This is a genomic window from Burkholderia stabilis (assembly GCF_001742165.1).
GTDB classification, from domain to species: Bacteria; Pseudomonadota; Gammaproteobacteria; order Burkholderiales; family Burkholderiaceae; genus Burkholderia; species Burkholderia stabilis.
The window spans coordinates 3,220,198-3,245,143 of the sequence record NZ_CP016442.1 but is presented as its reverse complement, the minus strand read 5'-3'; the positions used below and the strand labels follow the sequence as shown (position 1 = coordinate 3,245,143).

The following is a 24,946-nucleotide window of genomic DNA, read 5'->3' as shown; positions in this document are numbered from 1 at the left end:
CCCTCAGTGCGCGCCGCGCGGGCCTGAACCCGCGCTCGCGCCGATTTTTTGTTCGAGTCGCTCGACCCGCTTTTCGACCCGCGCGAGCGCATCGCGCGCGCGCGCCAGTTCGGCATCGAAGCCGCCGAGCGCCGTGCGCCGGACGACTTGCGGATTCTCGTCGAGCCAGTACTCGGCGACGGAATCGAGCACATTGCGGCCGGTACGTCGCGCGCGCGCGCCGGCGTCGCGCACGACCGTCGCGATCCGGTGCGCCGCCGCGTCACCGACCAGCTTCGCGAGATCTTCTTCCGGTTCCCAGCGCAGGTGCTCGGCCAGCTTCGCGATCTGCGTCGCGAACTCGGCATCGCCCTCGATCTTCACGTGCTTCATCACGGCCGCCTGGCCGCCCTGCAGGAAAGCGGCGACGGTGTCGCCCGCGAGTGCGATCGACACGTCGACCTGCTGCGCATCGTGCGCGTCGACAGCCGACAGATAGCCGTCGGGCTGCACCAGCAGCGTGAGCGTGACGGGCGGCACGTCGATCCGGGCAGTCTTGCCCGCATAGGGAATCAGGCGGTCGCGCGCCCACGATTCGCGCGCGAGCAGGTGATTGACAGCAGCAGCAAAAGGCTTGGCGGCAAAGGTCATCGGGCTGGGAAAGAAAAAACCCGCGCAGGCCGGGCGCCCACGCGGGTTTCTATTGTAACGTCGGATCGTCGGCAGACCGTGCCCGACCGTACACCCCGGTGGCAAGCGGTCGCAGTGCGGCGGCCGTCGCCCGGGTGTCCGGCGGCACCGGCCGCCGGTCACGCTCAGTGCGTGTTGATCTGCTGGATGCCCGCGAGCAGCCAGCCCTGACTGCCCGACTTCGACAGGTTCCACACTTCGTCGAACGGCGCGGCCGACGCATTCGCCGATTCGCGGATCAGGCCATGGAAGCGCACGCTCGCCGACTGCTCGATGCCGCGATCCTCGATTGCGACCAGTTCTCCGTCGAGCTGCACGACGTCGGTCTGATTCGACTCGTTGCCGCGCGAATCGAGGTCGATCTTGATCTCGGCGAACATTTCAGGCGTCGTGAACTCGCGGATGTCGGCCAGGTTGCCCTGGTCCCACGCGGCCTGCAGGCGCACGAAATAGACCTTCGCGCTGCGCAGGAACGCTTCGGTGTCGAAGCCGGCCGGCACCTGGAGCGGCGCGGCCGCAGCCGCTGCCGCGCCGGCAGCCGCGGCACCGCCGCCGAACACGCCTTGCGCTTCGCTCGCGTAGCTGCTGCCGCTGCCCGCATAGTTGCTGCCGGTGTTGGCCTGCTGGAACGACGGGCTTTGCGAATAGCCGCCCGACGACGACGCCGAGCCGCCGACCGAGTACGCCGGCTCCTGCGTGCGACGACGGTTCATGAACTTGCGGATCAGCCAGATGCCGACGAACGCGAGCAGCGCGATCACGATGATGTTCGACATCATGCCGGCGAACGCCTCGCCGAGGCCAAAGTGCGACAGCAGCGCCGCGATGCCGAGACCGGCCGCGAGGCCGGCGATCGGCCCGAGCCAGCGCGAGCGGTTGGGCTGCGCGGCCGGCGTGGGTGCGGCCGGGTTCGCACGCTGCGCCTGCGACGGCGCGGCCTGCTGCATCGGCTGCTGCGCGGGCGGCGTGGCCTGGCGCTGCGTGACGGTGGAGTTCTGGCGGCCGATGCTGCGCCCGCCGCCCATGCGCTTGGCTTCGGCGTCGAGCGATGCGAACGTGCCGGCCGTGAGCAGGCCGACCATCAGCAGCGTGCCGACCCGTCGAGCCCACGGCTTCGACGGCTTGCTACGGTTGAACAACGAACGCGATTCGGACATCACTTTCTCCAAATTGTAAGGCGAATGTATGGAAAGAACCCCTTAGTACTTGGTTCCCATGTGTAAAGCTACCACGCCACCTGACAAATTGTAATATTTGACGGCATCGAGGCCCGCTTGTTCCATCATCGTCTTCAGCGTGTCCTGATCCGGATGCATCCGGATAGATTCGGCAAGATACCGGTAACTTTCAGCATCTTTCGCGAACTTGTCGCCAAGCCACGGTAATACTTTGAAAGAATACAGATCGTACGCTTTTTTCAGCGGATCCCAGACTTTCGAGAATTCCAGCACCATCACGCGGCCGCCGGGCTTCGTCACGCGGCGCATTTCAGCCAGCGCGGCGTCCTTGTGCGTCATGTTGCGCAGCCCGAACGCGACCGTGACGACATCGAAGTAGTTGTCCGGAAAGGGTGTTTTCTCCGCGTCGCACAGCAGCGACGGCGTCACGATGCCCTTGTCGAGCAGCCGGTCGCGGCCGACGCGCAGCATCGATTCGTTGATGTCCGTGTGCCAGACCTCACCGGTCGGGCCGGCCGCCTTCGCGAACGACTTGGTCAGGTCGCCGGTACCGGCCGCGATATCGAGCACCTTGAAGCCGGGCCGCACGTTTGCCTGCGCGATCGTGAACGCCTTCCACGCGCGGTGCATGCCGGCCGACATCAGGTCGTTCATCAGATCGTAGTTGCTCGCGACCGAATGGAACACGCCCGCCACTTTCTTCGCTTTTTCGGTTTCCTCGACGCTTTCGAAGCCGAAGTGGGTTTTGCTCATCGCGTTGATCCTCAGTAAATGGCAAGACGGCGCCGAGCGGGCGCCGTCGATTTCAGTGGCAGTGGCCGTGCGGCGCGGAGGCCGCCTGCATCGGGGCGTCTCGTTCGACGCCCGCCGCCTTCAGTTTGTCGAAATAGTCGCGCCACAGCGCGTCCTGCTGCGTCGCCAGTTCGTACAGCAGATCCCACGAGTAGATGCCGGTCGAATGGCCGTCGGAGAACGTCGGCTGCAGCGCATAGTTGCCGACGCCCTCGAGCGCGGTGATCGTCACTTCGCGCTTGCCCGTCTGCAGCGTCTCCTGGCCGGGCCCGTGGCCGCGCACCTCGGCCGACGGCGAATAGACGCGCATCAGCTCGAACGGAATCCGGTAGCTGTCGCCGTTCGGGTACTGCAATTCGAGCACGCGCGACACCGCGTGCACGACGACGCCGGACGGAATCGGCGTCGTGGAAGTCAAACCGCTCATGGCTGCCTCGAATCTGTCATGCGTTGAATTTCCTCGCGCACCGCATTGTGCAGCAGCGAGGCCTGCGCGGCGCGCGAGCGCAGCAGCGCCTCGGACACGCTGCGCTGGCGCGGTGCCCACACGGGTTGCGGGAAATGGGCGTCGTTCGAGAAGCGCGGGATCACGTGCCAGTGCACGTGCGGCACCATGTTGCCGAGGCTCGCGAGATTCACCTTGTTCGGCTGCATCACGCGACGCACCGCCCGCTCGACCGCGTAGACCACGCGCATCAGATGGGCCCGCTCGGGCTCGCCGAGATCGGAGAATTCGGCTACGTGCGCGCCCCAGATCACCCGGCAGAAGCCCGGGTAGTCGTGCTCGCCCGTCGCGAGGACGACGCGCAGCGCCTCGTCCTGCCAGAGCACCTCGCCGCCGTCTTCACGGCAAAACACGCATTCCATCGTCGCTCCCATGTGGACGGGCGCCGGCGCTGCTGCGCCGGCGCCCGCTCATCCCAAGCCCGGTCGGGCGGTCGTCATGCCCGCATTAGACCAGCACGCGCTCGATCCCGCCATGGTTCGCACGTGCGACATAATCGGCCATCCAGTTCTCGCCGAGCACCTGGCGCGCGATCTCGACCACGATGTAGTCGGCCTCGATGTTCGCATCCTCGTTGTAGCGCGACAGGCCCTGCAGGCACGACGGACAGCTCGTCAGGATCTTCACGTCCGGGCCGTTCGCAGCCGCTGCGGCCGGCGCCGGCGTGCTCGCGCCGCCAGCCACGACCGGGATGCTGCGCAGCTTCGCGGCACCCTTGCGGATCTCCTCTTCCTTGCGGAAGCGGACCTGCGTCGACACGTCCGGGCGCGTGACCGCGAGCGTGCCCGATTCGCCGCAGCAACGATCGTTCTTCTCGATCTTGTAGCCGTCCTTCTCCGTGCCCATCAGCTCGTTGACGAGCTTCACCGGGTCCATCGTCTTGATCGGTGTGTGGCACGGGTCGTGGTACATGTAGCGCGTACCCGTCACGCCGTCGAGCTTCATCCCCTTCTCGAGCAGGAACTCGTGGATGTCGATGATCCGGCAGCCCGGGAAGATCTTGTCGAATTCATACCCGGCAAGCTGGTCGTAGCAGGTACCGCACGACACGACGACCGTCTTGATGTCGAGGTAGTTCAGCGTGTTCGCGACGCGGTGGAACAGCACGCGGTTGTCCGTGACGATCTTCTCGGCCTTGTCGTACTGGCCCGAGCCGCGCTGCGGATAACCGCAGCACAGGTAGCCCGGCGGCAGCACCGTCTGCACGCCGGCTTCCCACAGCATCGCCTGCGTCGCGAGCCCGACCTGCGAGAACAGGCGCTCGGAGCCGCAGCCCGGGAAATAGAACACCGCTTCCGAATCGACGGTCGTCGACTTCGGGTTGCGGATGATCGGCACGATCTTGTTGTCCTCGATGTCGAGCAGCGCGCGCGCCGTCTTCTTCGGGAGGTTGCCCGGCATCTTCTTGTTGACGAAGTGGATCACCTGCTCGACGACGGGCGGCTTGCCGGTCGTCGCGGGCGGGTGCTGCGTCTGCTTCGTCACGACCTTCTTCAGCATGTCGTTCGCGAAACGCTGCACCTTGTAGCCGACGCCCATCATCATGCCGCGCGCGAGGTTGATCGTCTGCGGATTCGTCGCGTTCAGGAAGAACATGCCCGCCGCGTTGCCGGCATTGAACTTCTTCTTGCCCATCTTGCGCAGCAGGTTGCGCATGTTCATCGTGACGTCGCCGAAGTCGATCTTCACCGGGCACGGCGTCGCGCACTTGTGGCACACCGTGCAGTGGTCGGCCACGTCGTTGAACTCGTCCCAGTGCTTGATCGACACGCCGCGGCGCGTCTGTTCCTCGTACAGGAACGCCTCGACCAGCAGCGAAGTCGCGAGGATCTTGTTGCGCGGGCTGTACAGCAGGTTCGCGCGCGGCACGTGCGTTGCGCACACCGGCTTGCACTTGCCGCAGCGCAGGCAGTCCTTCACCGAATCAGCGATCGCGCCGATGTCGGACTGCTTCATGATCAGCGACTCGTAGCCCATCAGCCCGAAGCTCGGCGTATACGCGTTGCGAAGATCGGCGCCGTCGAGCAGCTTGCCCTTGTTGAAGCGGCCGTTCGGGTCGACGCGCTGCTTGTATGCGCGGAATTCGGCGATCTCGTCGTCGGTCAGGAACTCGAGCTTCGTGATGCCGATCCCGTGCTCGCCGGAGATCACGCCGTCGAGCGAGCGCGCGAGCTTCATGATGCGCGCCACCGCCGCGTGCGCGTCCTGCAGCATCTCGTAGTTGTCGGAGTTGACCGGCAGGTTCGTGTGGACGTTGCCGTCACCCGCGTGCATGTGCAGCGCGACGAACACGCGGCCGCGCAGCACCTGCTTGTGGATCGCCTGCGCTTCGTCGAGGATCTGCTTGAACGCGCCGCCGTTGAAGATCGCGCGCAACTCCGCGCGGATCTCCTGCTTCCACGAGATGCGGACCGTGCGGTCCTGCGTGATGTGGAACACGGTGGCGCCCGGTTGTTCGTCCGCCCGATCCGCGAACTTCTCGGCGAGCGCCTCGTAGCCGAGCTGCACGAGGTAGTGCTGCGCCTCGCGCAGCGGCTGGTCGAGCCGGTCGCGCACGAATTCCCAGCGCGCGCGCACGCGCTTGAGCAGCTCCAGCGCCTGCTGGACACGGTCTTCGAGCAGTTCCGCGCTCGGGATCTCGTTCGCGTCGTCGGTCTTGCCGAGCGGCAGGTTGCCGGCGCGGAAGAATGCTTCGAGCGCGTCGACGAGCTGCAGCTTGTTCTTCAGCGACAGCTCGATGTTGATCCGCTCGATGCCGTCGGTGTACTCGCCCATCCGGTTCAGCGGGATGACGACGTCTTCGTTGATCTTGAACGCGTTCGTGTGCTTCGCGATCGCGGCCGTGCGGCTGCGGTCGAGCCAGAAGCGCTTGCGCGCCTCCGCGCTGACCGCGACGAAACCTTCGCCGCTCTTGCCGTTGGCCATCCGGATCACTTCGGACGTCGCTTGCGCGACCGCGTCGGCGTCATCGCCGACGATGTCGCCGATCAGCACCATCTTCGGGAATGAATTGCGCTTGCTCTTGGTCGCGTAGCCGACCGCGCGCAGGTAGCGCTCGTCGAGGTGCTCGAGGCCCGCGAGGATCGCACCGCCCTGCTTCGACGTCTCGAACAGGTAGTCCTTGATTTCGACGATGCTCGGGATCGCCTCGCGCGCCTGGCCGAAGAATTCGAGGCAGACGGTGCGCGTGTGCGCGGGCATCTTGTGCAGCACCCAGCGTGCGGACGTGATGAGCCCGTCGCAGCCTTCCTTCTGCACGCCCGGCAGGCCGGCGAGGAACTTGTCGGTCACGTCCTTGCCGAGCCCTTCCTTGCGGAACCGGCGGCCTTCGATCTCGAGCATCTCACTCTTCAGCAGCTTCTCGCCCGGCGCATACGCGCCGTCGAACCACTTCAGCTCGAAACGCGCGACCGGGATGTCGTGGATCTTGCCCTGGTTGTGCTCGTGGCGCGTGACTTCCAGCCAGTTGCCGTCCGGGTCGACCATCCGCCACCAGGCCAGGTTATCGAGCGCGGTGCCCCACAGCACGGCCTTCTTGCCACCCGCGTTCATCGCGACGTTGCCGCCGATGCACGATGCGTCGAGCGACGTCGGATCGACCGCGAACACGTAGCCGGCCGCTTCCGCCGCCTCGGTCACGCGGCGCGTGACGACGCCCGCGCCGGAGAAGATCGTCGGCACCTTGTGCGCGACGCCCGGCAGTTCGGTCAGCTCGACCGCGCCGAGCTGTTCGAGCTTTTCGGTGTTGATGACGGCCGAGAACGGCGTGAGCGGCACCGCGCCGCCCGTGTAGCCGGTGCCGCCGCCGCGCGGGATCACCGTCAGGCCGAGCTCGAAGCACGCCTTGATCAGCGCGGCGATCTCGGCCTCGGTATCCGGCGTCAGCACGACGAACGGGTATTCGACGCGCCAGTCGGTCGCGTCGGTCACGTGCGACACGCGCGACAGCCCGTCGAAGCGGATGTTGTCCTTCTGCGTGCAGCGGCCGAGCGCCTTGGTCGCGCGGCGGCGCAGGTCGGCCATCTTCTCGAATTCGTCGGCGAACTCGTTGACCGCGCGCTGCGCGGCGGCCTCGAGCATCTCGACGCGCACCGCGCGCTCGCGGCCGGCATCGTCGCGATGCGCGGTGAGATCCGCGCTGCGGCGCTTGCCGATCTCGGTCAGCCGGTGGTTCAGCGCCTCGATCAAGAGCGCGCGGCGCTTCGGGTTGTCGAGCAGGTCGTCCTGCAGGTATGGATTGCGGCGCACGACCCAGATGTCGCCGAGCACCTCATACAGCATCCGTGCCGAGCGGCCCGTCCGGCGCTCGGCGCGCAGTTCGTCGAGCACCGACCACGCTTCCTCGCCGAGCAGGCGGATCACGATCTCGCGATCCGAGAAGGACGTGTAGTTGTAGGGAATCTCGCGCAACCGGGGCGCGGGGTCGGCGGCGACGGCGGCGGCCGCGCCATTCGGATCGAAAACTTGTGGTGCGTTCATGTTCGGACGACTCGGAGGGCCGATACACCGTGCACGGGCGTCGGCAAGCGCGTGGGCGCAATCTTGGGGAAATCTGTTCTGTTACCAGGCGCTCGACTGTCCTTCATGGGGCCGGAGCGGGCGTTCATTCGCCCCTCCTGACCGGCGACAGGGCCTGGCGGCACTCGGAGCCATCAGCACGATCGCGCGCGGCGCGCATGCCGTTCCGCCGCGGGACTGGCTGCGCGCGGCGTCGGCTTTAACGGGGCGATCCGAGGGTGCCTTTGCATCTTCCGATCCTTGATTCAAAACGGAATTCTAACCCATGATCGGGCCATGCGTGGCACGCCGGACAGGTCGTGGGGCTATCGCCGCGAGCCGCGCCTGGCCTGGTTCGGCGCGGTTTCGCGGGATCATTCGCCGCCCGTCCGGTCGGTAACCGAGCAGTTAAACCGGTAAAAAAGGGCCGCTCCGCACCGCGAACGCACTTCCCGCACGGCGCCACGACCGCGCGCTCGGCATGCCGCTTGCATACGGGCGGACCCTTGGCGCTATCATTGATCTTTTACCGTCTGCTTTCCGCACTGCCCGCGAGCGCCCATGGCATCCCACGATTACCTGAAAAAAATCCTCACCGCGCGCGTCTACGACGTCGCGATCGAGACGGAACTCGAACCCGCCCGCAACCTGTCGGCCCGGCTGCGCAATGCCGTGTACCTGAAGCGCGAGGACAACCAGCCAGTGTTCTCGTTCAAGCTGCGCGGCGCGTACAACAAGATGGCGCACATTCCGGCCGACGCGCTCGCGCGCGGCGTGATTACGGCGTCGGCCGGCAACCACGCGCAGGGCGTCGCGTTCTCGGCAGCCCGGATGGGCATCAAGGCCGTGATCGTCGTGCCGGTCACGACGCCGCAGGTGAAGGTCGATGCGGTGCGCGCGCACGGCGGCCCGAGCGTCGAGGTGATCCAGGTCGGCGAGTCGTATAGCGACGCATACGCACACGCGGTCAAGGTGCAGCAGGAGCGCGACCTCACGTTCGTCCACCCGTTCGACGATCCGTACGTGATCGCCGGCCAAGGCACCGTCGCGATGGAAATCCTGCGCCAGCACCAGGGCCCGATCCACGCGATCTTCGTGCCGATCGGCGGCGGCGGGCTCGCCGCCGGCATCGTCGCGTACGTCAAGGCCGTGCGCCCGGAGATCAAGGTGTTCGGCGTACAGACCGAGGACTCGTGCGCGATGGCGCAGTCGATCGAAGCCGGCAAGCGCATCGAGCTGACCGAGGTCGGCCTGTTCGCGGACGGCACCGCGGTGAAGCTCGTCGGCGAGGAAACCTTCCGCCTGTGCAGCGAACACCTCGATGGCGTCCTGACGGTCAACACCGATGCGCTGTGCGCGGCGATCAAGGACGTGTTCCAGGACACGCGCAGCGTGCTCGAACCGTCCGGCGCGCTCGCCGTCGCGGGCGCGAAGCTGTACGCGGAACGCGAAGGGATCGAGAACCAGACGCTCGTCGCGATCACGTCCGGCGCGAACATGAACTTCGACCGGATGCGCTTCGTCGCGGAGCGTGCGGAAGTCGGCGAGGCGCGCGAAGCCGTGTTCGCGGTCACGATCCCCGAGGAGCGCGGCAGCTTCAAGCGCTTCTGCTCGCTCGTCGGCGATCGCAACGTCACCGAGTTCAATTACCGGATCGCCGATGCGCAGTCCGCGCACATCTTCGTCGGCGTGCAGATCCGCCGCCGCGGCGAATCCGCGGAGATCGCCGCGAACTTCGAGTCGCACGGCTTCAAGTCCGTCGACCTGACGCACGACGAGCTGTCGAAGGAACATATCCGCTACATGGTGGGCGGCCGTTCGCCGCTCGCGCTCGACGAGCGCCTGTTCCGCTTCGAATTCCCGGAACGCCCGGGCGCGCTGATGAAATTCCTGTCGTCGATGGCGCCGGACTGGAACATCAGCCTGTTCCACTACCGCAACCAGGGTGCGGACTACAGCTCGATCCTCGTCGGGCTGCAGGTGCCGCAGGCCGATCGCGCCGAATTCGAACGCTTCCTCGCGGCACTCGGCTATCCGTATGTCGAGGAAAGCGCCAACCCGGCTTACCGCCTCTTTCTGTCGTAAAGGCGTCACGCAATGAATCCCGAACATTCCCCGCTCGGCAAGGCCACCGTCTACGCCGCCCAGTACGACGCGTCGCTGCTGTTCCCGATCCCGCGTGCAGGCGCGCGCGAGCAGCTCGGCATCACGGCGGCGCTGCCGTTCTTCGGCACCGACATCTGGAACGCGTACGAGCTGTCGTGGCTCAACGCGCGCGGCAAGCCGCAGGTCGCGGTCGCGACGTTCTACGTGCCGGCCGAATCGCCGAACATCGTCGAATCGAAGTCGTTCAAGCTGTATCTCGGCTCGTTCGCGCAATCGAAGTTCGACTCGATCGACGCGGTGCGCGATACGCTCAAGCGCGACGTATCGTCCGCATGCGGCGCGAGCGTCGCCGTGCAGCTCGTGTCGGCGCACGATTTCGGCAAGCTCGAGATGGAAGAGCTCGACGGGCTGTCGCTCGACCGGCTCGACCTCGACACCGACGTGTACGAACCCGATCCGTCGCTGCTGTCTGCCGCCGCGGACGAAGCGCCGGTCGAGGAGACACTCGTGTCCGACCTGCTGCGCTCGAACTGCCCGGTCACCGGCCAGCCCGACTGGGGCAGCGTGCAGGTCCACTACGTCGGGCCGCAGATCGATCACGCGGGCCTGCTGCGCTACATCATCTCGTTTCGCAATCACACGGGCTTTCACGAGCAGTGCGTCGAGCGCATCTTCCTCGACATCCTGCACGCGTGCAAACCGGTGAAGCTCGCGGTGTATGCGCGTTACACGCGCCGCGGCGGGCTCGACATCAACCCGTTCCGCACCAACTACAACCAGCCGATGCCGGACAACGCGCGCACCGCGCGGCAGTGACGGCGGCGGTGGCCGCCGCAATTCGCGGTTGGCGACGCGCGGCCGCCACGCCAGACAAAACGGCCCAACCGGATTCGACCGGCCGGGCCGTTTTTCATGGCGCGGCGGCGTGCAGACGGCGCGCGATCACCCGCTCACCGGCCGATCCGGCAGGATCTCCACCAGGCGCAACAGGTAACCGTCGGGATCCTGCACCAGCATCTCGATCTGGCCATGCTCGATCTCATCCTGCCGATACCAGGACGTGCGCGGCTCGACGAACAGCGTCAAGCCCGCGGCACGGATCCTGTCGAGAATGGGGGCGAGCGCATCGACCTCGATCTGGAGATTGATCCCGCGCCCGAACGGCGGCTCCAGCGGGCCGGTCAGCCAGCCCTCCGGGCTGTACTGCTCGAGCATCAACTGAGCCCGCCCGATTTCAAGATAGGCGAACCCGTCCTCCGGACGTTCGAAGCGAATCCGGAAGCCCAGCACATCACGATAGAAGCGAACGCTTCGGGCAAGGTCCGAGCAGATCAACTCCGGCACCAGCGCAGCCCATTCCATGCATTTCCCCTCGGTACGATCATGCGGCACATTACATGAACGGGCGGGCGGCGTTGCGGCGGTTGCCGCCACGGAGGCGCCGGGCACCCGTCGACCGGCACATGACAAAACGGGTCCGGCGCACGTGAATGCGCCGGACCCGTTGCGTAGCGGCTCGCCGTTGCGGCGTTACTTCGCCGGCGCCTTGTACGCGATGCAGTCGACCTCGACCTTGCAGTCGATGACCATGCTCGACTGCACGCACGCGCGTGCCGGCGGATGCTCGCCGAAGTACGAAATGAACACCTTGTTGAACGACGCGAAATCGCGCGCGTCGTCGAGCCACACGCCGCAGCGCACGACGTGCTCGAGGCCGTAGCCGGCTTCCTTCAGGATCGCGATCACGTTCTCGATCGTCTGCTTCGACTGCGTGACGATCCCGCCTTCGACGACCTCGCCGTTCACCATCGGCGTCTGGCCCGACACGTACAGCCAGCCGTCGGCCTCGACCGCACGTGCAAACGGCATCACCTGACCGCCCGTCCCCTTCGCTTCGCCTACGCCATATCGCTTCATCGTTTCACTCCTGTCTGTGTCGACCCGCGCGGGCGCCTCTGCGCCTGCGCGGGTCCCATGCAACGCTCGGTTGCGGATGCGCGCGCCGACAGCGGCGCGCGCGGGAAGATCGGAACAACAGCCGCGCCCGGGCTCAGAACGCGGCGTCGGCGCTCGCCGGCACGCGCTCGCCGCGCGCGACGAAACCACCGGCGCGCTCGCCGGTCGGCTGGCCGTTTTCGTAGGTCAGCACGCCGTTCACCCACACGGCGTCGATCCCGTGCGCGGGCTGCTGCGGCTTCTCGAACGTCGCGGCGTCGATCACGCGCGCCGGATCGAACAGCACGAGATCCGCGTGAAAACCGACGTGCACTTCGCCGCGCCGCGCGATCCCGTAGCGGCGCGCGGACAGCGACGTCATCTTGCGGATCGCCTCCTCGAGCGGCAGCAGGTTCGTGTCGCGCACGTAGTGGCCGAGCACGCGCGGGAACGCGCCCCACAGCCGCGGGTGCGGCAGCGGATCGTTCGGCAGGCCGTCCGAGCCGACCATCGTCGCGGGGTGCGACAGGATCCGGCGCACGTCGTCCTCGGACATGTTGTGGTACACCGCGCCCGCCGGGCGGATGCGCTGCGCGGCTTCCTGCTCGGTCACGCCCCAGTCGGCCGCGATCGCCTTCAGCAGCTTGCCCGCGACTTCCGGATGCGGCTCCGACCACGTGATCGTGATGTCGATGTCGCCCGTCACCTGCTTCAGGTCGAGCGTCGACGAGCTGCGGCTGTACGGATAGCAGTCGCAGCCGACCGGCTGGTAGCGGCGCGCGCCTTCGAGCGACGCGAGCACCTCGGTGCTGCGCCCCCAGTTCGACGGACCCGCGCACTTCAGGTGCGAGATCACGACCGGCACTCGCGCATGGCGGCCGACCCGGTACGCTTCGTCCATCGCATCGAGGATCGCGTCGAACTCGGTGCGCATGTGCGTCGTGTACAGCGCGCCCGCGTTCGCGAGCGGCTCGGCGAGCGCCATCACTTCCTCGGCCGGCGCCGCGAACGCGGAGCCGTAGGCGAGGCCCGACGACAAGCCGAGCGCGCCATTCGCGAGCGCTTCTTCGAGCTGCGCGCGCATCCCGGCGATTTCGCCGTCGGTCGCCGCGCGGTCGAGGCGGTCCATCTGGTTGTTGCGCAGCGCCGTGTGGCCGACGAGCGCCGCGACGTTCACGGCCGGGTGCGCGTCGTTCACGGCCGCGACGTAGTCGGCGAAGGTCGGATACTGGAACGCGCCGCGCTCGCCGAGCAGGTTCATCGGATCGGGCGGATCGCCCGCGAGCGTCACCGGCGACGCGCTGATCCCGCAGTTGCCGACGATCACCGTCGTCACGCCTTGCGAAATCTTCGGCAGCATCTCCGGCGCGCGGATCACGTGCGTGTCGTCGTGCGTGTGCACGTCGACGAAGCCCGGCGCGAGCGCGCGGCCGTTCGCATCGACGACGGTTTCGGCGAGCCAGTTCGACAGGTTGCCGATCGCCGCGATCACGCCGTTGCGGATCGCGACGTCGCGCGTGACGGGCGGCGCGCCGGTGCCGTCGTACAGCTGCGCGCCGACGATCAGCGTATCGGCGGCTTCGGGATGCGAATGCATGGTCAGTCTCCTACCGGTTGACGGTCTCCGCCGCCGCGATGCGCATCGAGCGCATGCTTGATGCGGCGCAGCGATTCTCGGCCCGCATCGCCGAGCCGCAGCGCGACTCCGGTGACGAGCACGTCGATCGCCATCATCATCGCGTAGCGCGATGTCGACGGCTTGTAAATGAAATCGGTTTCGAACGCGACGACCGGGATCAGGTGGTCGGCGAGCTTCGCGAGCGGCGAAGCCGGCGCCGTGATCGCGATCAGCTTCGCGCCGTAGCGCTTCGCGAGGCGGCAGCTTTCGAGCAGCTCGGGCACGCGCCCGCTCACCGACAGCGCGACGACGACGGCGTCGCGCGACAGCGTCGCCGACACCATCCGCTGCAGCAGGCTGTCCTGGTAGCTCGCGACCGGCCGGCCGAAGCGCACGAGCCGGAAGCGCAGCTCGTCGGCGAGCGCGGTCGAGCCGCCGCCCTGCCCGTACACGTAGATCATCTTCGCGCCGGCCAACAAGTCGGCCGCAGCATCGAACGATGTGTTGCGCAGCAACTGGTGGTTGTGCGCGAGCGCCAGGCGGATCTCGTCGTAGACGACCGACGCGGGGCTCGCGTCGTCGGCCGGCGCATCGTCGGACGGCACGAGAAAACGCTGGCCGACGGCCGCCGCCTGCGCGACGAGCACCTTCAGCTCGCGCACGTCGCGGCAGCCGACGGCCTTCGCGAAGCGCGTGACGGTCGCCACGCTGACTTCCGCGTCGCGCGCGAGCGCGCCGATGCTCGCATGCGCGGCGCGGGCCAGATCGGCGAGGATGAACGCGGCGACCTTGCGCTCGGCTTCGCGCAACTCGGGCGCGCATTCGGCGATCCGCGCGACGATGTCGAGGACCGGCGGGGCGGCCTGAGCCGGATGAGGCTCGGCCGCGAGCGGAGCGGACGGGGTGGCGTGCGTATTCATCAGCGGAAAGGGTTGTGAAGCTTGATGTTACTAAATAACATCACCGCGCCGATGCTACTTTCTGTACCATCGGCATGTCAACTTCAGTGCAATGCATAGTGATGATGGAGCGGGATGACATGAAAGTTACAAACTATCAGGAAGCGACGATCGATCCTTTTGGCAAGGGCCTCGGCAACCTGCCGAGCGCCAGCGTACCGCTCGGCGACGCGGGCCGCCTCGAGTGGAACCTGCTCGCGGAAGACGTCAGCCTGCCGGCCGCCGTGCTTTACGAGGACCGTATCGAACACAACCTGAACTGGATGCAGGCTTTCGTTCAGAAGTACGGCGTCAAGTTCGCGCCGCACGGCAAGACGACGATGGCGCCGCAGCTGTTCCGCCGCCAGCTCGACGCGGGCGCGTGGGGCATCACGCTCGCGACCGCGCACCAGACGCAGGCCGCGTATCACGGCGGCGTGCGGCGCGTGCTGCTCGCGAACCAGCTCGTCGGCCGTCAGAACATGACGATCATCGCCGGGCTGCTGTCCGATCCCGATTTCGAATTCTTCTGTCTCGTCGATTCCGCCGAGAGCGTCGACCAGCTCGGCCGCTTCTTCGGCAACCTGAAGAAGCCGCTGAATGTGCTGCTCGAACTCGGCGTGCCGGGCGGCCGCGCAGGTGTGCGCGACGCCGCGCAGCGCGAAGCCGTGCTCGCCGCGATCGCACGTTATCCGGACACGCTGAAGCTGGCCGGCATCGAACTCTACGAAGGCGTGCTGAAGGAGGAAGGCGAGATCCGCACGTTCCTGCAGGACGCAGTCGCGCTCACGCGCGAGCTGGCCGAAGCAGGCCGCTTCGCGCGCACGCCGGCGATCCTGTCCGGCGCCGGTTCGGCGTGGTACGACGTGGTCGCGGAAGAGTTCGCGAAGGCGTCCGACGCGGGTTTCGCGGAGGTCGTGCTGCGTCCGGGCTGCTACCTGACGCACGACGTCGGCGTCTACAAGAAGGCGCAGACCGACGTGTTCGCACGCAACCCGATCGCGCGCACGATGGGCGAAGGGCTGCTGCCCGCGCTGCAGCTGTGGGCGTACGTGCAGTCGGTGCCGGAGCAGAATCGCGCGATCATCGCGCTCGGCAAGCGCGACGCGGCGTTCGACGCGGGCCTGCCCGAACCGGCGCGCCACTTCCGCCCGGGCCGCGACACCGCGCCGCGCGACGTCGCCGCCACCGAAGGCTGGGCCGTCACCGGGATGATGGACCAGCACGCGTACCTGCAGATCCCGCCGGGCGCGGACGTGAAAGTCGGCGACATGGTCGCGTTCGACATCTCGCACCCGTGCCTGACGTTCGACAAGTGGCGCCAGTTGCTCGTGCTCGACCCGCAGTTCAGCGTGACGGAAGTGGTCGAAACCTTCTTCTGACGCACGCCGCGCGACCCGCCCCGCCGCTCGCGCGGGGCGGCCGTCACGCGCGCTTCAATCTGCCGGAGTACACTGCGCTTTCGTCCTCGGGGCCGTTGCGCCCGCCTGCCGCACACGGCGCAAACGGGCCCTCAACCCCGCCTCCACGGAGAAAGCCATGGCCGCGAAAAAGATCCTGTTCCTGACCGGCGATTTCGCCGAAGACTACGAAACGATGGTGCCGTTCCAGGCGCTGCAGGCCGTCGGCCACCACGTCGACGCAGTCTGCCCGGGCAAGCGCGCGGGCGACAAGATCAAGACCGCGATCCATGATTTCGAGGGCGACCAGACCTACACCGAGAAGCCCGGCCACCAGTTCACGCTGAATGCGGCGTTCGAAGACGTCGATGCGTCGCGCTACGACGCGCTCGCGATCGCGGGCGGCCGTGCGCCCGAATATCTGCGACTCGATCCGAAGGTGATCGCGCTCGTGCGCGCATTCGCCGAAGCCGGCAAACCGATCGCGGCGATCTGCCACGCGGCGCAACTGCTCGCGGCCGCCGACGTGATCCGCGGCAAGCGCATCTCGGCCTATCCGGCCTGCGCGCCCGAGGTGAAGCTCGCGGGCGGCGAATACGCGGACATCCCGGTCGACGCGGCCGTGACCGACGCGCCGTTCGTCACCGCGCCCGCGTGGCCCGCGCATCCGGCATGGCTCGCGCAGTTCCTCGTGCTGCTCGGCACGCGCATCGAGCTGTGAACCTGAAGTGAATTGAGATGAGATGAAACGCCGGCCGGAAACGGCCGGCGGCAGTCGCTCGAACCCGCTTGCCGAGCTCGCCTGCCGGTCGCGATCAGTCTGCGGCGCGCACGCCTCGCGCGTGTTTTCGCGCAGTGCTTTCGCTCGCTACCGGCGCCACCCCGACGTCCGCGATCCGCGATTCCAGCATCGACAGCGCACCCGACAGCGCGTTCAGCACGTCGTCGGGCAACTGCGCCATCGTCCGCTCGAGAAACGCCTTGCGGCGCGGCAGGCACGCATCGAACGCTGCGCGGCCTTCGTCGGTGAGCGTCACGTTGGTCACGCGGTTGTCGCGCGCGTCGGATTCGCGCTCGATCCAGCCGAGCGCATCGAGCGATTTCAACTGGCGTGTCAATGCGCCCGGATCGATGCGCAGCACCTCGACGAGCCGCTTCTGCGACGAATGCCCATCCATCGCGTGCAGCGCGATCATGATGCGCCAGCGCGGCATCGGTTGCCCGACGTGCGCTTCGAACGCGCTCATGAACGCGCGATACGTGCGTCCGAATTGCTGCAAGATCGCGACGCGGTCCTGTTCTTCCATGCGCTGAATTCGTTTCCGTTCAATCGTTCAATCGGCCGCGACGTGCGGCTCGATCTTGTGCCGCAACGCGATCGGCGGCACGCGGCGGCACTGCCACACCGACACCACGGCGATGACGGCCGCCATCGCGACACCCAGGTGAATCGCGCTGACGAGCGATTCGCGGGCCGCTTCCAGCAGCAGCGCGCCATTATGCCCGGCACGCGTCAGTTCCGCGACGAGACCGCCCTGCGCCGCGCGATCGATCAGGATCTGCGGATCGGCGAGCCGCGCATGCCACTGCATCGCGTGATCGGCCGTGAGCGCATTGCGCACGCCGCTCGAATACATCTGGTTGACGAGCGTGCCCGTCAGCGCGGTGCCGACCATCCCGCCGACCATCCGCAGCGACTGCAACAGCGCCGTCGCGATGCCGAGATGCTCACGGCCGGCCGTTTGCTGCGCGAACACGGTGAGGTTCGGCAGCACGAAACCGAGCCCGATGCCGCCCGCGACCATCAGCGCCATCAGCATCCAGGTCGGTGTCGTGTGCGTCGACACGACGACGCCCGCGCACGTGATCGCGAACAGCACGAAGCCGACGTGCAGCATCGCATTCGGATTGCGGATGCGCGTGATCACGCGGCCGTTCATGATGCTGCCGATCGTGATGAACACGACGAGCGGCGTAATCACGAGCCCCGCCTCCTTCGGCGACATCCCGAAACCGCCCTGGAACAGCAGCGGCGCGTAGAACAGCAGCGAGAACATCGAGAAGCCGGCGAGGATCGCGAGCACGAACAGCGCCGACAGCGCACGGTTGCCGAACATGTCGAACGGCAGAATCGGTTGCGCGCAGCGCTTCTCCCAGCGCCACAGGCCGATGCCGGCCGCAACGGCGACGACGAGCAGCAGCGACGCCCAGCTCGCGACGCCGTACTTCGGCAGCCATTCGACGAACAGCTGCAGCGCGCCGAGCGACAGCGCGATCAGCAGCGCGCCCGGCCAGTCGAGCCGCATCTTGCGATCGTGCTCGACGTGGCGCAGGTGCGGCAGGTAGCGCCACACGAACAGCAGCGACAGCAGGCCGACCGGCAGATTCACGTAGAACACCGAGCGCCAGCCGAACGACTGGGTCAGCACGCCGCCGAGCGACGGGCCGACCGCGTTCGCGATGCCGAACGCGGAACTCATCAGCACCTGCCAGCGCAGCCGCACGACGGAATCGGGGAACAGGTCGGGAATGCACGCGAACGCGGTGCCGACCAGCATCCCGCCGCCGATCCCCTGCAGCCCGCGTGCGAGCACCAGATACAGCATGTCGTTCGCCATCCCGCACAGCACGGATGCGCCGGTGAACACGACGATCGACGCGATCACGAACGGCTTGCGGCCGTAATAGTCGCCGAGCCGGCCGAAGATCGGCACCGTAATCACGGAACTGAGCAGGTACGAGGTCGCGACCCACGCGTACAGGTCGAAGCCCCTGAGCTCGGCGACGATGGTCGGCAGCGCGGTGCCGACGACGGTCTGGTCGAGCGCGACGAGCATCGTGACGAACGAAATCCCGATCATCGCCAGCAGCGATTCGCGGAACGGCAGAACTTGCCCGCTCGAATGGTGGGCGGCAGTATGGACGGCCATTTTTTTGTTGATGCAACTTTTGACGAGTCAAACAATCTCAAAATTCTAGCATGCCGGAGTAATCTAGGCTGGCGATGGTCGGACCACCCCGGCCGCCAAGGAGAAAGATGGAACCGATTTCAATCACCCCCGCGACGACGCTGTCACCCGAGGATCGGGACGCGCTGCGGCGCGCGAAGCAGGTGCTGGAAAGCCCGTCGCTGACGATGAAGCTGACGGGCGTGCTCGGCGCGCCGGTCGAGAAGATGATCGCGCGGCTGCCGGATTTCGCGACCGGCAAGATCAACGACGCGACGCAGCTCGCGCTGCGCAAGTGCCTGAACATCGCGCTGCGCACGCTCGGCAAGCCGCAGTCGCCGGACGCCGAGCCCGAGAAACCCAGCAACCTGCTGCACAAGCTCGCGGTCGCGACCACCGGTGCGGCGGGCGGCGCGTTCGGCTTTCTCGCGCTGCCGGTCGAGCTGCCGGTGACGACCACGCTGATCTTCCGCTCGGTATGCGACATCGCGCGCAGCGAGGGCGAGAACCTGACGTCGGTGGATACGCAGTTGCAATGCCTGGCCGTGCTCGGCATGGGCGGCAACCCGGACAAGCAGGAAGAGGACGCCGATCTCGGCTATTTCGTGCTGCGCGGCGCGCTTGCGCAGGCGATCTCGAAGGCGTCGTCCGACATCACGACGAAGGGCATCGCCGCGCACAGCTCGGCGGCCGTGTTCAAGCTCGTGCAGACGGTGGCATCACGCTTCTCGGTGCAGGTGACCGAGCAGATGGCCGCGAAGTCGATTCCGGCGATCGGCGCGGTGCTGGGCGCGACCGTCAACACGCTGTTCATCGACCACTTCCAGCAGATGGCGCACGGCCACTTCACCGTGCGCCGGCTCGAGCGCAAGTACGGCTCGGCGGCCGTGAAAGCCGCCTATCAGGCGATCGACGCCTCGCCCACGCGCTGAACCGCCCGCTCGACCGCGACGCGGCGCAGGAACGCGGCCGCACGGTCGAGCGCGTCGCGCGCTTCCGGCACCATCGGCGCGTACAGTTGCCACACGTGCGGCATGTCCGGCCACACCTCGATCTCCACCGCCACGCCGACCGCCTTCGCCTTCTCCGCCACGCGGCGCGAATCGTCGAGCAGCACCTCGGTGCTGCCGACCTGGATATACAACGGCGGCAGCCCCGCGAAATCCGCATAGAGCGGCGATGCGTACGGGTTCGTCGCCGGCTCGTCGCCGAGATACAGCTTCGCGGCCTTCGGCAGCGCCGCGCCGGCGAACATCGGATCGGGGCCGTCGTTCGTGCGCAGCGTCGCGCCGGTGGCGGCCAGATCGGTCCACGGCGAGAACAGGATCGCGCCGGCCGGCAACGGCTCACCGCGATCGCGCAGCGCAACGAGCGTCGCCAGCGCAAGGCCGCCGCCCGCCGAATCGCCGCCGAGCACGATCGACTCGGGCGGCGTGCCGAGCGCCAGCAATTGCCGGTACGCGGCCAGCGCGTCGTCCAGCGCGGCCGGGAAGCGGTTTTCCGGCGCAAGCCGGTAGTCGAGCGAGAACGAACGCACGCCCGCGCGCTTCGTCAGCCCGAACACGAGCGGCCGATGCGTCTTCGTCGAACAGAAGTAATAGCCGCCGCCGTGGAAGTACAGCAGCGTACGGCCCGGCCCGCGACCGGCGCCGGCATCGGTGCGTCCGAGCCATTCGCCGCGCAGCGGCGCGTCGCCGCTGCCGTAGCATTCGCGCAGCCGGTAGCCCGACGGCGCGCGGCGCGGCACGAACATCCGCAGGTCGGTGAAGCGCCGCGCGCGGGCGGGATCGAGCACCTCGCGCGTGGTCTCGGGACGGAACTGCCAGCGCAGCAGCCAGCAGGCGAACTTGCTTTGCCAACTCATCGGACGCACTCCGTGATCGTAGTGTGACGATGGTACGTGCGATCGTTCCCGCGACGCTCGAAAGGTGCCTCTATATCAAACGCCGGCGGTCAGTTCGCCGGCATCAGCTGGCCGCGGATCTCGCCCGACGGGTGCTCCTTCGTATGCACGTTGAAGTACCACTTGCCGCCCATCAGGTCGGTGACCTGCGCGTCGGTGAGCTCCTTCGAGCCCTTGATCGGGCTTGCCAGCTCGTCCTTCGGAATCGGCACCTGCACGCCCGCGTTCTGGCCGACCGGCGCGGGCCCGTGGAAATGCGCGGCGGTGGCCGGCCCGGTGAGGTGTTCGTAAGTCGCCGTCCACTGCAGCGTGTGCGTGGCCGTGTCGTAGGTCGCGTCGACGGCGCCCGAACCCTTGGTCGCCGTCGGCGGCACTTCGCTCGACGGCTGCAGACTGGCGGACAGGCGCACGGTTTCGGCCGCGGCGCTGCCGGCGGCCAGCACCCCCGCGAGTAACGCGACCTGGAGCAAACGCAGCTTAAGCATGAACTCTCCTTGCACGACGTGGTACGCCGCCCGGACGGGGACGCTACACGTGATGGTAGTCGATCGCCACCGATCCGGGAGTCCGTCGAACGGCCATGCAACGAATCGCCGCACCGCCCGTTCGACCGGCATGCCAGTCTGCTTCAACCTGGAACGGACCTTTGCAGCCTGACGCCTGAATCCACACGCGGCCTTTCGCTACACTTCGTCTCACAGTTGCTTGTTTCCTTCGTCCGAAGGAGTCTGCGAGTATTCACGCGGCCACCCGGCCGCGTTTTTTTTGCACGCCGACGAAACCGGTTCACGCCGTATCAAGCATGCCGAAGCGACCGCACGGCCGGCGCTCGCGTCACGCGCGATAACCGGGATCGATGCGATCGACGATGCGCTGCAGCGCATCGAACGCGTCCTGCCCCGCACCATGCTTCGGATCGAAATTCAGCGAATCGCGCACGCACGCCTCGAGCACGGGCGGCGCGATCGGCAACGCATCGCCGATCGCATGCGTCGCGATCTGCACCTCGCACGCGCGATTGAGCAGCCACATCAGCGAGAAGGTCTGCGCGAGCGTCGCGCCGATCGTCACGGGCCCGTGGTTGCGCAGCAGCAGCACGGGCGCCCCGCCCGCGCTCTCGACGATGCGCCGCCCCTCTTCGAGATGCACGGTGATGCCCTCGAAATCGTGATACGCGATCTTTCCGTACAACTGCGCCGAATAGAAATTCGAGAACGACAGCCCGTCGCGCGAGCAGCACACGGCCATCGTGGGTGTCGTGTGCACGTGCATCACGCAGTGCGCATCGGGCAGCGCCGCATGGATCGCACTGTGGAACGTGAAGCCGGCCGGATTGATCGGCCAGTCGGAATGACCGATCACGTTGCCGTCGATGTCGATCTTCACGAGGTTCGACGCGCACACTTCCCGGTAATGGAGCCCGAACGGGTTGATCAGGAAATGCCCGTCCTCGCCCGGCACGCGCAGCGAGATATGGTTGTAGATCAGCTCGGTCCAGCCGAGATGATCGAAGATGCGATAGGCCGCCGCGAGCTGCACGCGCGCCTGCCATTCGGCTTCGGAGAAACGGGCGGGACGCGTGAACGGCTGGTTCGGTACACGTTGCATGGGGAACTCCGGTTGCGGGTATGCGCGCGGCGCGCCGTCCGGCGGCATCGCCACGCTGCCACGATGGTTGCGCGCACAACCATATCACCTTTCCCCGCGCACCGGTAACGCGGGTTTAGCCGGAGCGTTGTCCACTTCCCGGGGCTCGTTCCCCAATAGCGGGCCGGCCCTACAGCTGATCGTCCACCGGCAGCAGCATGAAGATCCCGGTCATCAGGTTGCGCAGCAGCCCCGCATGCGGATCGACGTGATAGGTAGCCGGCTTGCCGTTGTCCGTGCCCGTCCACTCGAGTTCGGGCGCGCCGCCGCCCGCCGGCGTCGCGAGGCTCACGCGATAGCTTTCGTCCGGCTGCGTCACGCGCGCGAAGATCGTCGCGACCTGCTGCGCGAGCACCGGGCTGTGGATCACGAGCGCCAGTTCGGTGTTCAGGTGCGCGGAACGCGGATCGAGGTTCATCGAGCCGATCACCAGGATCCTCCGGTCGATCACGTACGCCTTCGCGTGCAGGCTCGCCCGCGAGCGCGAGCCGAACAGGCGCGCCCGCTGCCGGCCCGGCTGCGCCTTGAACTCGTACAGCTCGACGCCGTGCTGCAGCAGCGGCACGCGGTACGGCCCGTAGCCGGCCTGCACGGCGACCGCGTCGGTCGCGGCCAGCGAATTGGTCAGGATCGCGACACGCACGCCGCGCGCGGTCGTATCGCCGAGAATCTTCACGCCCGCGTCGTGCGGCACGAAATACGGCGAGAACGCGAGGAATTCCTGGTGCGCGCCGAGCGTCAGCTCGACGAGGCGCTGCATCGGCGGGCTCACGTACGCGTCGGTGCGCTGCGCGACCTTGTCCGGCGCATCGACCTTGAACTCGGCCGGCGCCCACACGAGCGCGAGTTCGTCGCGCGCGATCTGCTGCGCGAGCGGCGTCGCGTTCAGCGGCTTCGCGTTGTACGGTTCGGCGTTCTTGCGCCAGTGGTCGCGCAACTCGTCGCGCATCGCGTCGAGATCCTTCGGATCGAACGACTGGTGATTCAGCACGCGCAGCGGGTAGCTGCTCGCACTCGACCAATAGGCGTCGAAGCTTGCCGAGACGTCGTTCGTCACGGGCCCCGCGGCGAGCACGTCGAGATCGCGGAACTGCAGCGTCGGGCTCGCGCTGAAGTATTCGTCGCCGAGATTGCGGCCGCCGACGATCGCGATCTGGTTGTCCGCGATCATCGCCTTGTTGTGCATCCGGCGCGTGAAGCTGTCGATGCGCGTGAAGAAGTTGGCCGTGCGCTCGACCATGCGCTGCTGCGACGCGCCGAACGGGTTGAACACGCGGATCTCGATGTTCGGGTGCGTGTTCAGCGCAGCCATGATGCGGTCGATGTCGCGGAAGTTCAGGTCGTCGACCAGCATCCGCACGCGCACGCCGCGATCGGCCGCGTAGAGCGCCGCGGCAAGCAGCAGCTTGCCGGTCGTGTCCTCGGTCGCGATGTAGTACTGCATGTCGAGCGTCTTCGTCGCCGCGCGCGCGAGCGCGATGCGCATCTGCAGCGCCTCGGTGCCGTTGGTCAACAGCCGGAAGCCCGACTGGCCCGGATGCGCGGCCTCGGGCGCGGCCAGCGCGTCGCGCAGCGGCGTCGCGGTATCGGGCGGCAACGCATGGGAAACCGGGCGATCGAGCGTGGTGGCGGGCGGATGCGTCGCGCACGCGGCGACGAGCGACAGCAGCGCGCAGACGGCCAGCGCACGGGCCGGGCGGCATGCGGCGCGCCACGACAGCGCGACCGGCGCGCGCCGGATGAAAGACGTGAGCACGGAAACTTCCTCGACTGGCGGAACACCGGTCCGCATTCGCCGCGGCGCGCGGCTGGCGCGCGGTTCCGGCCGATTCTAGTGGCCGCCCGATGAACCGGTCAATCGCGCGACAAGCGCGGGCCGCGCACGATGGCGGCAGCGGGCCGCACGCGCGGCCGGCGAATGGCCGCCGCGCGGACACCGGTAACTCATCGCGCGCCCCTGCCCGCCGCACCGGCCGCGCGCCGAAATGGTCCAACCAATCTCACCGCGCATCGTCGTTGCGCTCGAAATGGCTGCGCACGTAGTCGATATGCGTCTGCATCGCGGTACGCGCCTCCTCGGGCCGGTGCGCGCAGATCGCATCGCACACCGCGCGGTGCTGCAGCAGCAACTGGTCCGCCGGCTCGTCCTGCGCGCTCATGCCGACCACGTTGATCGAGATGTGCTCGCGCAGCATCCCGATCACGCTCGTATGCAGGTGCAGGAACATCGTGTTGCGCGACGCGAGCGCGATTGCCTCGTGCAGCTTCGCGTCGGTCGCGGCTTCGACGGCCCGGTCGTCGTTCGCGTGCGCGGTCTCGAGTTCGCGCAGCAGCGCGCGAATCCGGCGCCGGTCGTTCGCATCGGCCCGCAGTGCGGCGAAATACGCGGTCGCGCCTTCCAGCACGCGGCGGAATTCGAGGATGTCGTCGCGCAGCGCCGGATGATCGGCCACCAGCTGGCCCCACGGCGACGCGATGCCCGCCCGCAACTGGTCCGTCACGTACACGCCCGCGCCGCGCCGGCTCTGCAGCAACCCGCGCGCGACGAGCCGCTGCGTCGCCTCGCGCACCGTATTGCGCGCGACGCCGTACTGCTGCGCGAGCACGCGCTCGGCCGGCAGGCGCGCACCGGCCGGCCAGGTGCCGTCGAGCAGCGCCGTCTCGATCTTGCGCATCACCACCTCGGTCCGGCCCCGTGCCGTCATCGCTGCCATCGTCGCGTCTCCTCCGGAATGCCCGTCGCGCCGATTGGCCCAACCAATTTGAGCTGCGACGCCGTCGCGGGAATTATGCAGCGAAATCGTCGTCCC

At 67.4% G+C, this 24,946-nt stretch carries 22 protein-coding genes; 5 read left to right on the top strand and 17 right to left on the bottom strand.

Features of this window, described 5'->3' with window-relative positions:
• Positions 1–3 precede the first annotated feature (3 nt).
• The 6 genes from BBJ41_RS15125 to BBJ41_RS15100 all read right to left on the bottom strand — a co-directional run bounded on the left by BBJ41_RS15125 (position 4) and on the right by BBJ41_RS15100 (position 7,623).
• Positions 4–630, bottom strand: a complete 627-nt coding sequence (locus BBJ41_RS15125; RefSeq protein WP_069747068.1) for a ubiquinone biosynthesis accessory factor UbiJ — start codon at positions 628–630, stop codon at positions 4–6.
• A gap of 164 nt (positions 631–794) precedes the next feature.
• Positions 795–1,826, bottom strand: coding sequence for a Tim44 domain-containing protein (locus tag BBJ41_RS15120; RefSeq protein ID WP_069747067.1), 1,032 nt, complete (start codon positions 1,824–1,826; stop codon positions 795–797).
• A 42-nt stretch (positions 1,827–1,868) separates the two neighbouring features.
• A complete protein-coding gene (gene ubiE, locus BBJ41_RS15115; protein ID WP_069747066.1) occupies positions 1,869–2,600 on the bottom strand; it encodes a bifunctional demethylmenaquinone methyltransferase/2-methoxy-6-polyprenyl-1,4-benzoquinol methylase UbiE in 732 nt (243 codons plus the stop codon).
• A 52-nt stretch (positions 2,601–2,652) separates the two neighbouring features.
• Positions 2,653–3,066 carry a gamma-butyrobetaine hydroxylase family protein gene (locus BBJ41_RS15110; RefSeq protein WP_069747065.1) on the bottom strand — a complete coding sequence of 138 codons (414 nt, stop codon included), beginning with the start codon at positions 3,064–3,066 and terminating at the stop codon, positions 2,653–2,655.
• Positions 3,063–3,506, bottom strand: coding sequence for an HIT family protein (locus tag BBJ41_RS15105; protein ID WP_034208761.1), 444 nt, complete (start codon positions 3,504–3,506; stop codon positions 3,063–3,065). The genes BBJ41_RS15110 and BBJ41_RS15105 overlap by 4 nt, the downstream gene beginning before the upstream one ends.
• Before the next feature lie 85 nt (positions 3,507–3,591).
• Positions 3,592–7,623, bottom strand: a complete 4,032-nt coding sequence (locus tag BBJ41_RS15100) for a DUF3683 domain-containing protein (protein ID WP_069747064.1) — start codon at positions 7,621–7,623, stop codon at positions 3,592–3,594.
• A gap of 579 nt (positions 7,624–8,202) precedes the next feature.
• Between BBJ41_RS15100 and ilvA the strand changes: the two genes are divergently transcribed.
• Positions 8,203–9,726 (top strand): threonine ammonia-lyase, biosynthetic, encoded by a 1,524-nt coding sequence (gene ilvA / locus BBJ41_RS15095; protein WP_069747063.1) that lies wholly within the window; start codon positions 8,203–8,205, stop codon positions 9,724–9,726.
• A gap of 12 nt (positions 9,727–9,738) precedes the next feature.
• Positions 9,739–10,563, top strand: a complete 825-nt coding sequence (queF, locus tag BBJ41_RS15090) for an NADPH-dependent 7-cyano-7-deazaguanine reductase QueF (protein WP_069747062.1) — start codon at positions 9,739–9,741, stop codon at positions 10,561–10,563.
• Positions 10,564–10,689: 126 nt separating this feature from the next.
• On the opposite strand, the gene BBJ41_RS15085 is transcribed toward queF, so the two are convergent.
• From BBJ41_RS15085 to BBJ41_RS15070, 4 genes are all read right to left on the bottom strand, one after another.
• A complete protein-coding gene (locus BBJ41_RS15085) occupies positions 10,690–11,109 on the bottom strand; it encodes a bleomycin resistance protein (RefSeq protein WP_069747061.1) in 420 nt (139 codons plus the stop codon).
• 168 nt (positions 11,110–11,277) lie between these two features.
• Positions 11,278–11,664: a RidA family protein gene (locus BBJ41_RS15080; RefSeq protein ID WP_011353171.1), complete on the bottom strand. Its 387-nt coding sequence runs from the start codon at positions 11,662–11,664 to the stop codon at positions 11,278–11,280.
• Positions 11,665–11,797: 133 nt separating this feature from the next.
• Positions 11,798–13,279 carry an N-acyl-D-amino-acid deacylase family protein gene (locus BBJ41_RS15075; RefSeq protein WP_069747060.1) on the bottom strand — a complete coding sequence of 494 codons (1,482 nt, stop codon included), beginning with the start codon at positions 13,277–13,279 and terminating at the stop codon, positions 11,798–11,800.
• Positions 13,280–13,281: 2 nt separating this feature from the next.
• The gene (locus BBJ41_RS15070) at positions 13,282–14,220 is read right to left on the bottom strand and encodes a MurR/RpiR family transcriptional regulator (protein ID WP_069747059.1); all 939 of its coding nucleotides are present in this window, start codon (positions 14,218–14,220) and stop codon (positions 13,282–13,284) included.
• A gap of 119 nt (positions 14,221–14,339) precedes the next feature.
• On the opposite strand from BBJ41_RS15070, the gene BBJ41_RS15065 reads away from it, so the two are divergent.
• Together BBJ41_RS15065 and BBJ41_RS15060 are read left to right on the top strand one after the other, a co-directional pair.
• Positions 14,340–15,620 carry an amino acid deaminase gene (locus BBJ41_RS15065; RefSeq protein WP_069747725.1) on the top strand — a complete coding sequence of 427 codons (1,281 nt, stop codon included), beginning with the start codon at positions 14,340–14,342 and terminating at the stop codon, positions 15,618–15,620.
• A 157-nt stretch (positions 15,621–15,777) separates the two neighbouring features.
• Entirely contained in the window at positions 15,778–16,359 is a 582-nt protein-coding gene (locus tag BBJ41_RS15060; RefSeq protein ID WP_069747058.1) for a DJ-1/PfpI family protein, read from the top strand.
• A gap of 94 nt (positions 16,360–16,453) precedes the next feature.
• On the opposite strand, the gene BBJ41_RS15055 is transcribed toward BBJ41_RS15060, so the two are convergent.
• A complete protein-coding gene (locus BBJ41_RS15055) occupies positions 16,454–16,945 on the bottom strand; it encodes a MarR family winged helix-turn-helix transcriptional regulator (RefSeq protein WP_069747057.1) in 492 nt (163 codons plus the stop codon).
• A gap of 27 nt (positions 16,946–16,972) precedes the next feature.
• Positions 16,973–18,568: an MDR family MFS transporter gene (locus BBJ41_RS15050; protein ID WP_069747056.1), complete on the bottom strand. Its 1,596-nt coding sequence runs from the start codon at positions 18,566–18,568 to the stop codon at positions 16,973–16,975.
• Between the two features lie 107 nt (positions 18,569–18,675).
• Here BBJ41_RS15050 and BBJ41_RS15045 point away from each other — a divergent pair, with 107 nt between their 5' ends.
• Positions 18,676–19,518 carry an EcsC family protein gene (locus BBJ41_RS15045; RefSeq protein WP_069747055.1) on the top strand — a complete coding sequence of 281 codons (843 nt, stop codon included), beginning with the start codon at positions 18,676–18,678 and terminating at the stop codon, positions 19,516–19,518.
• Here the strand turns inward: BBJ41_RS15045 and BBJ41_RS15040 are convergent.
• From BBJ41_RS15040 to BBJ41_RS15020, 5 genes are all read right to left on the bottom strand, one after another.
• Positions 19,488–20,450, bottom strand: a complete 963-nt coding sequence (locus tag BBJ41_RS15040; RefSeq protein WP_069747054.1) for an alpha/beta hydrolase — start codon at positions 20,448–20,450, stop codon at positions 19,488–19,490. The genes BBJ41_RS15045 and BBJ41_RS15040 overlap by 31 nt on opposite strands.
• Positions 20,451–20,539: 89 nt before the next feature.
• Positions 20,540–20,974 (bottom strand): CHRD domain-containing protein, encoded by a 435-nt coding sequence (locus BBJ41_RS15035; protein ID WP_069747053.1) that lies wholly within the window; start codon positions 20,972–20,974, stop codon positions 20,540–20,542.
• Between the two features lie 349 nt (positions 20,975–21,323).
• Entirely contained in the window at positions 21,324–22,097 is a 774-nt protein-coding gene (locus BBJ41_RS15030; protein ID WP_069747724.1) for a class II aldolase/adducin family protein, read from the bottom strand.
• Positions 22,098–22,266: 169 nt separating this feature from the next.
• Positions 22,267–23,892 (bottom strand): phospholipase D family protein, encoded by a 1,626-nt coding sequence (locus tag BBJ41_RS15025; protein WP_069747052.1) that lies wholly within the window; start codon positions 23,890–23,892, stop codon positions 22,267–22,269.
• Between the two features lie 244 nt (positions 23,893–24,136).
• Entirely contained in the window at positions 24,137–24,850 is a 714-nt protein-coding gene (locus BBJ41_RS15020; RefSeq protein ID WP_069747051.1) for a FadR/GntR family transcriptional regulator, read from the bottom strand.
• Positions 24,851–24,946: the final 96 nt, after the last annotated feature.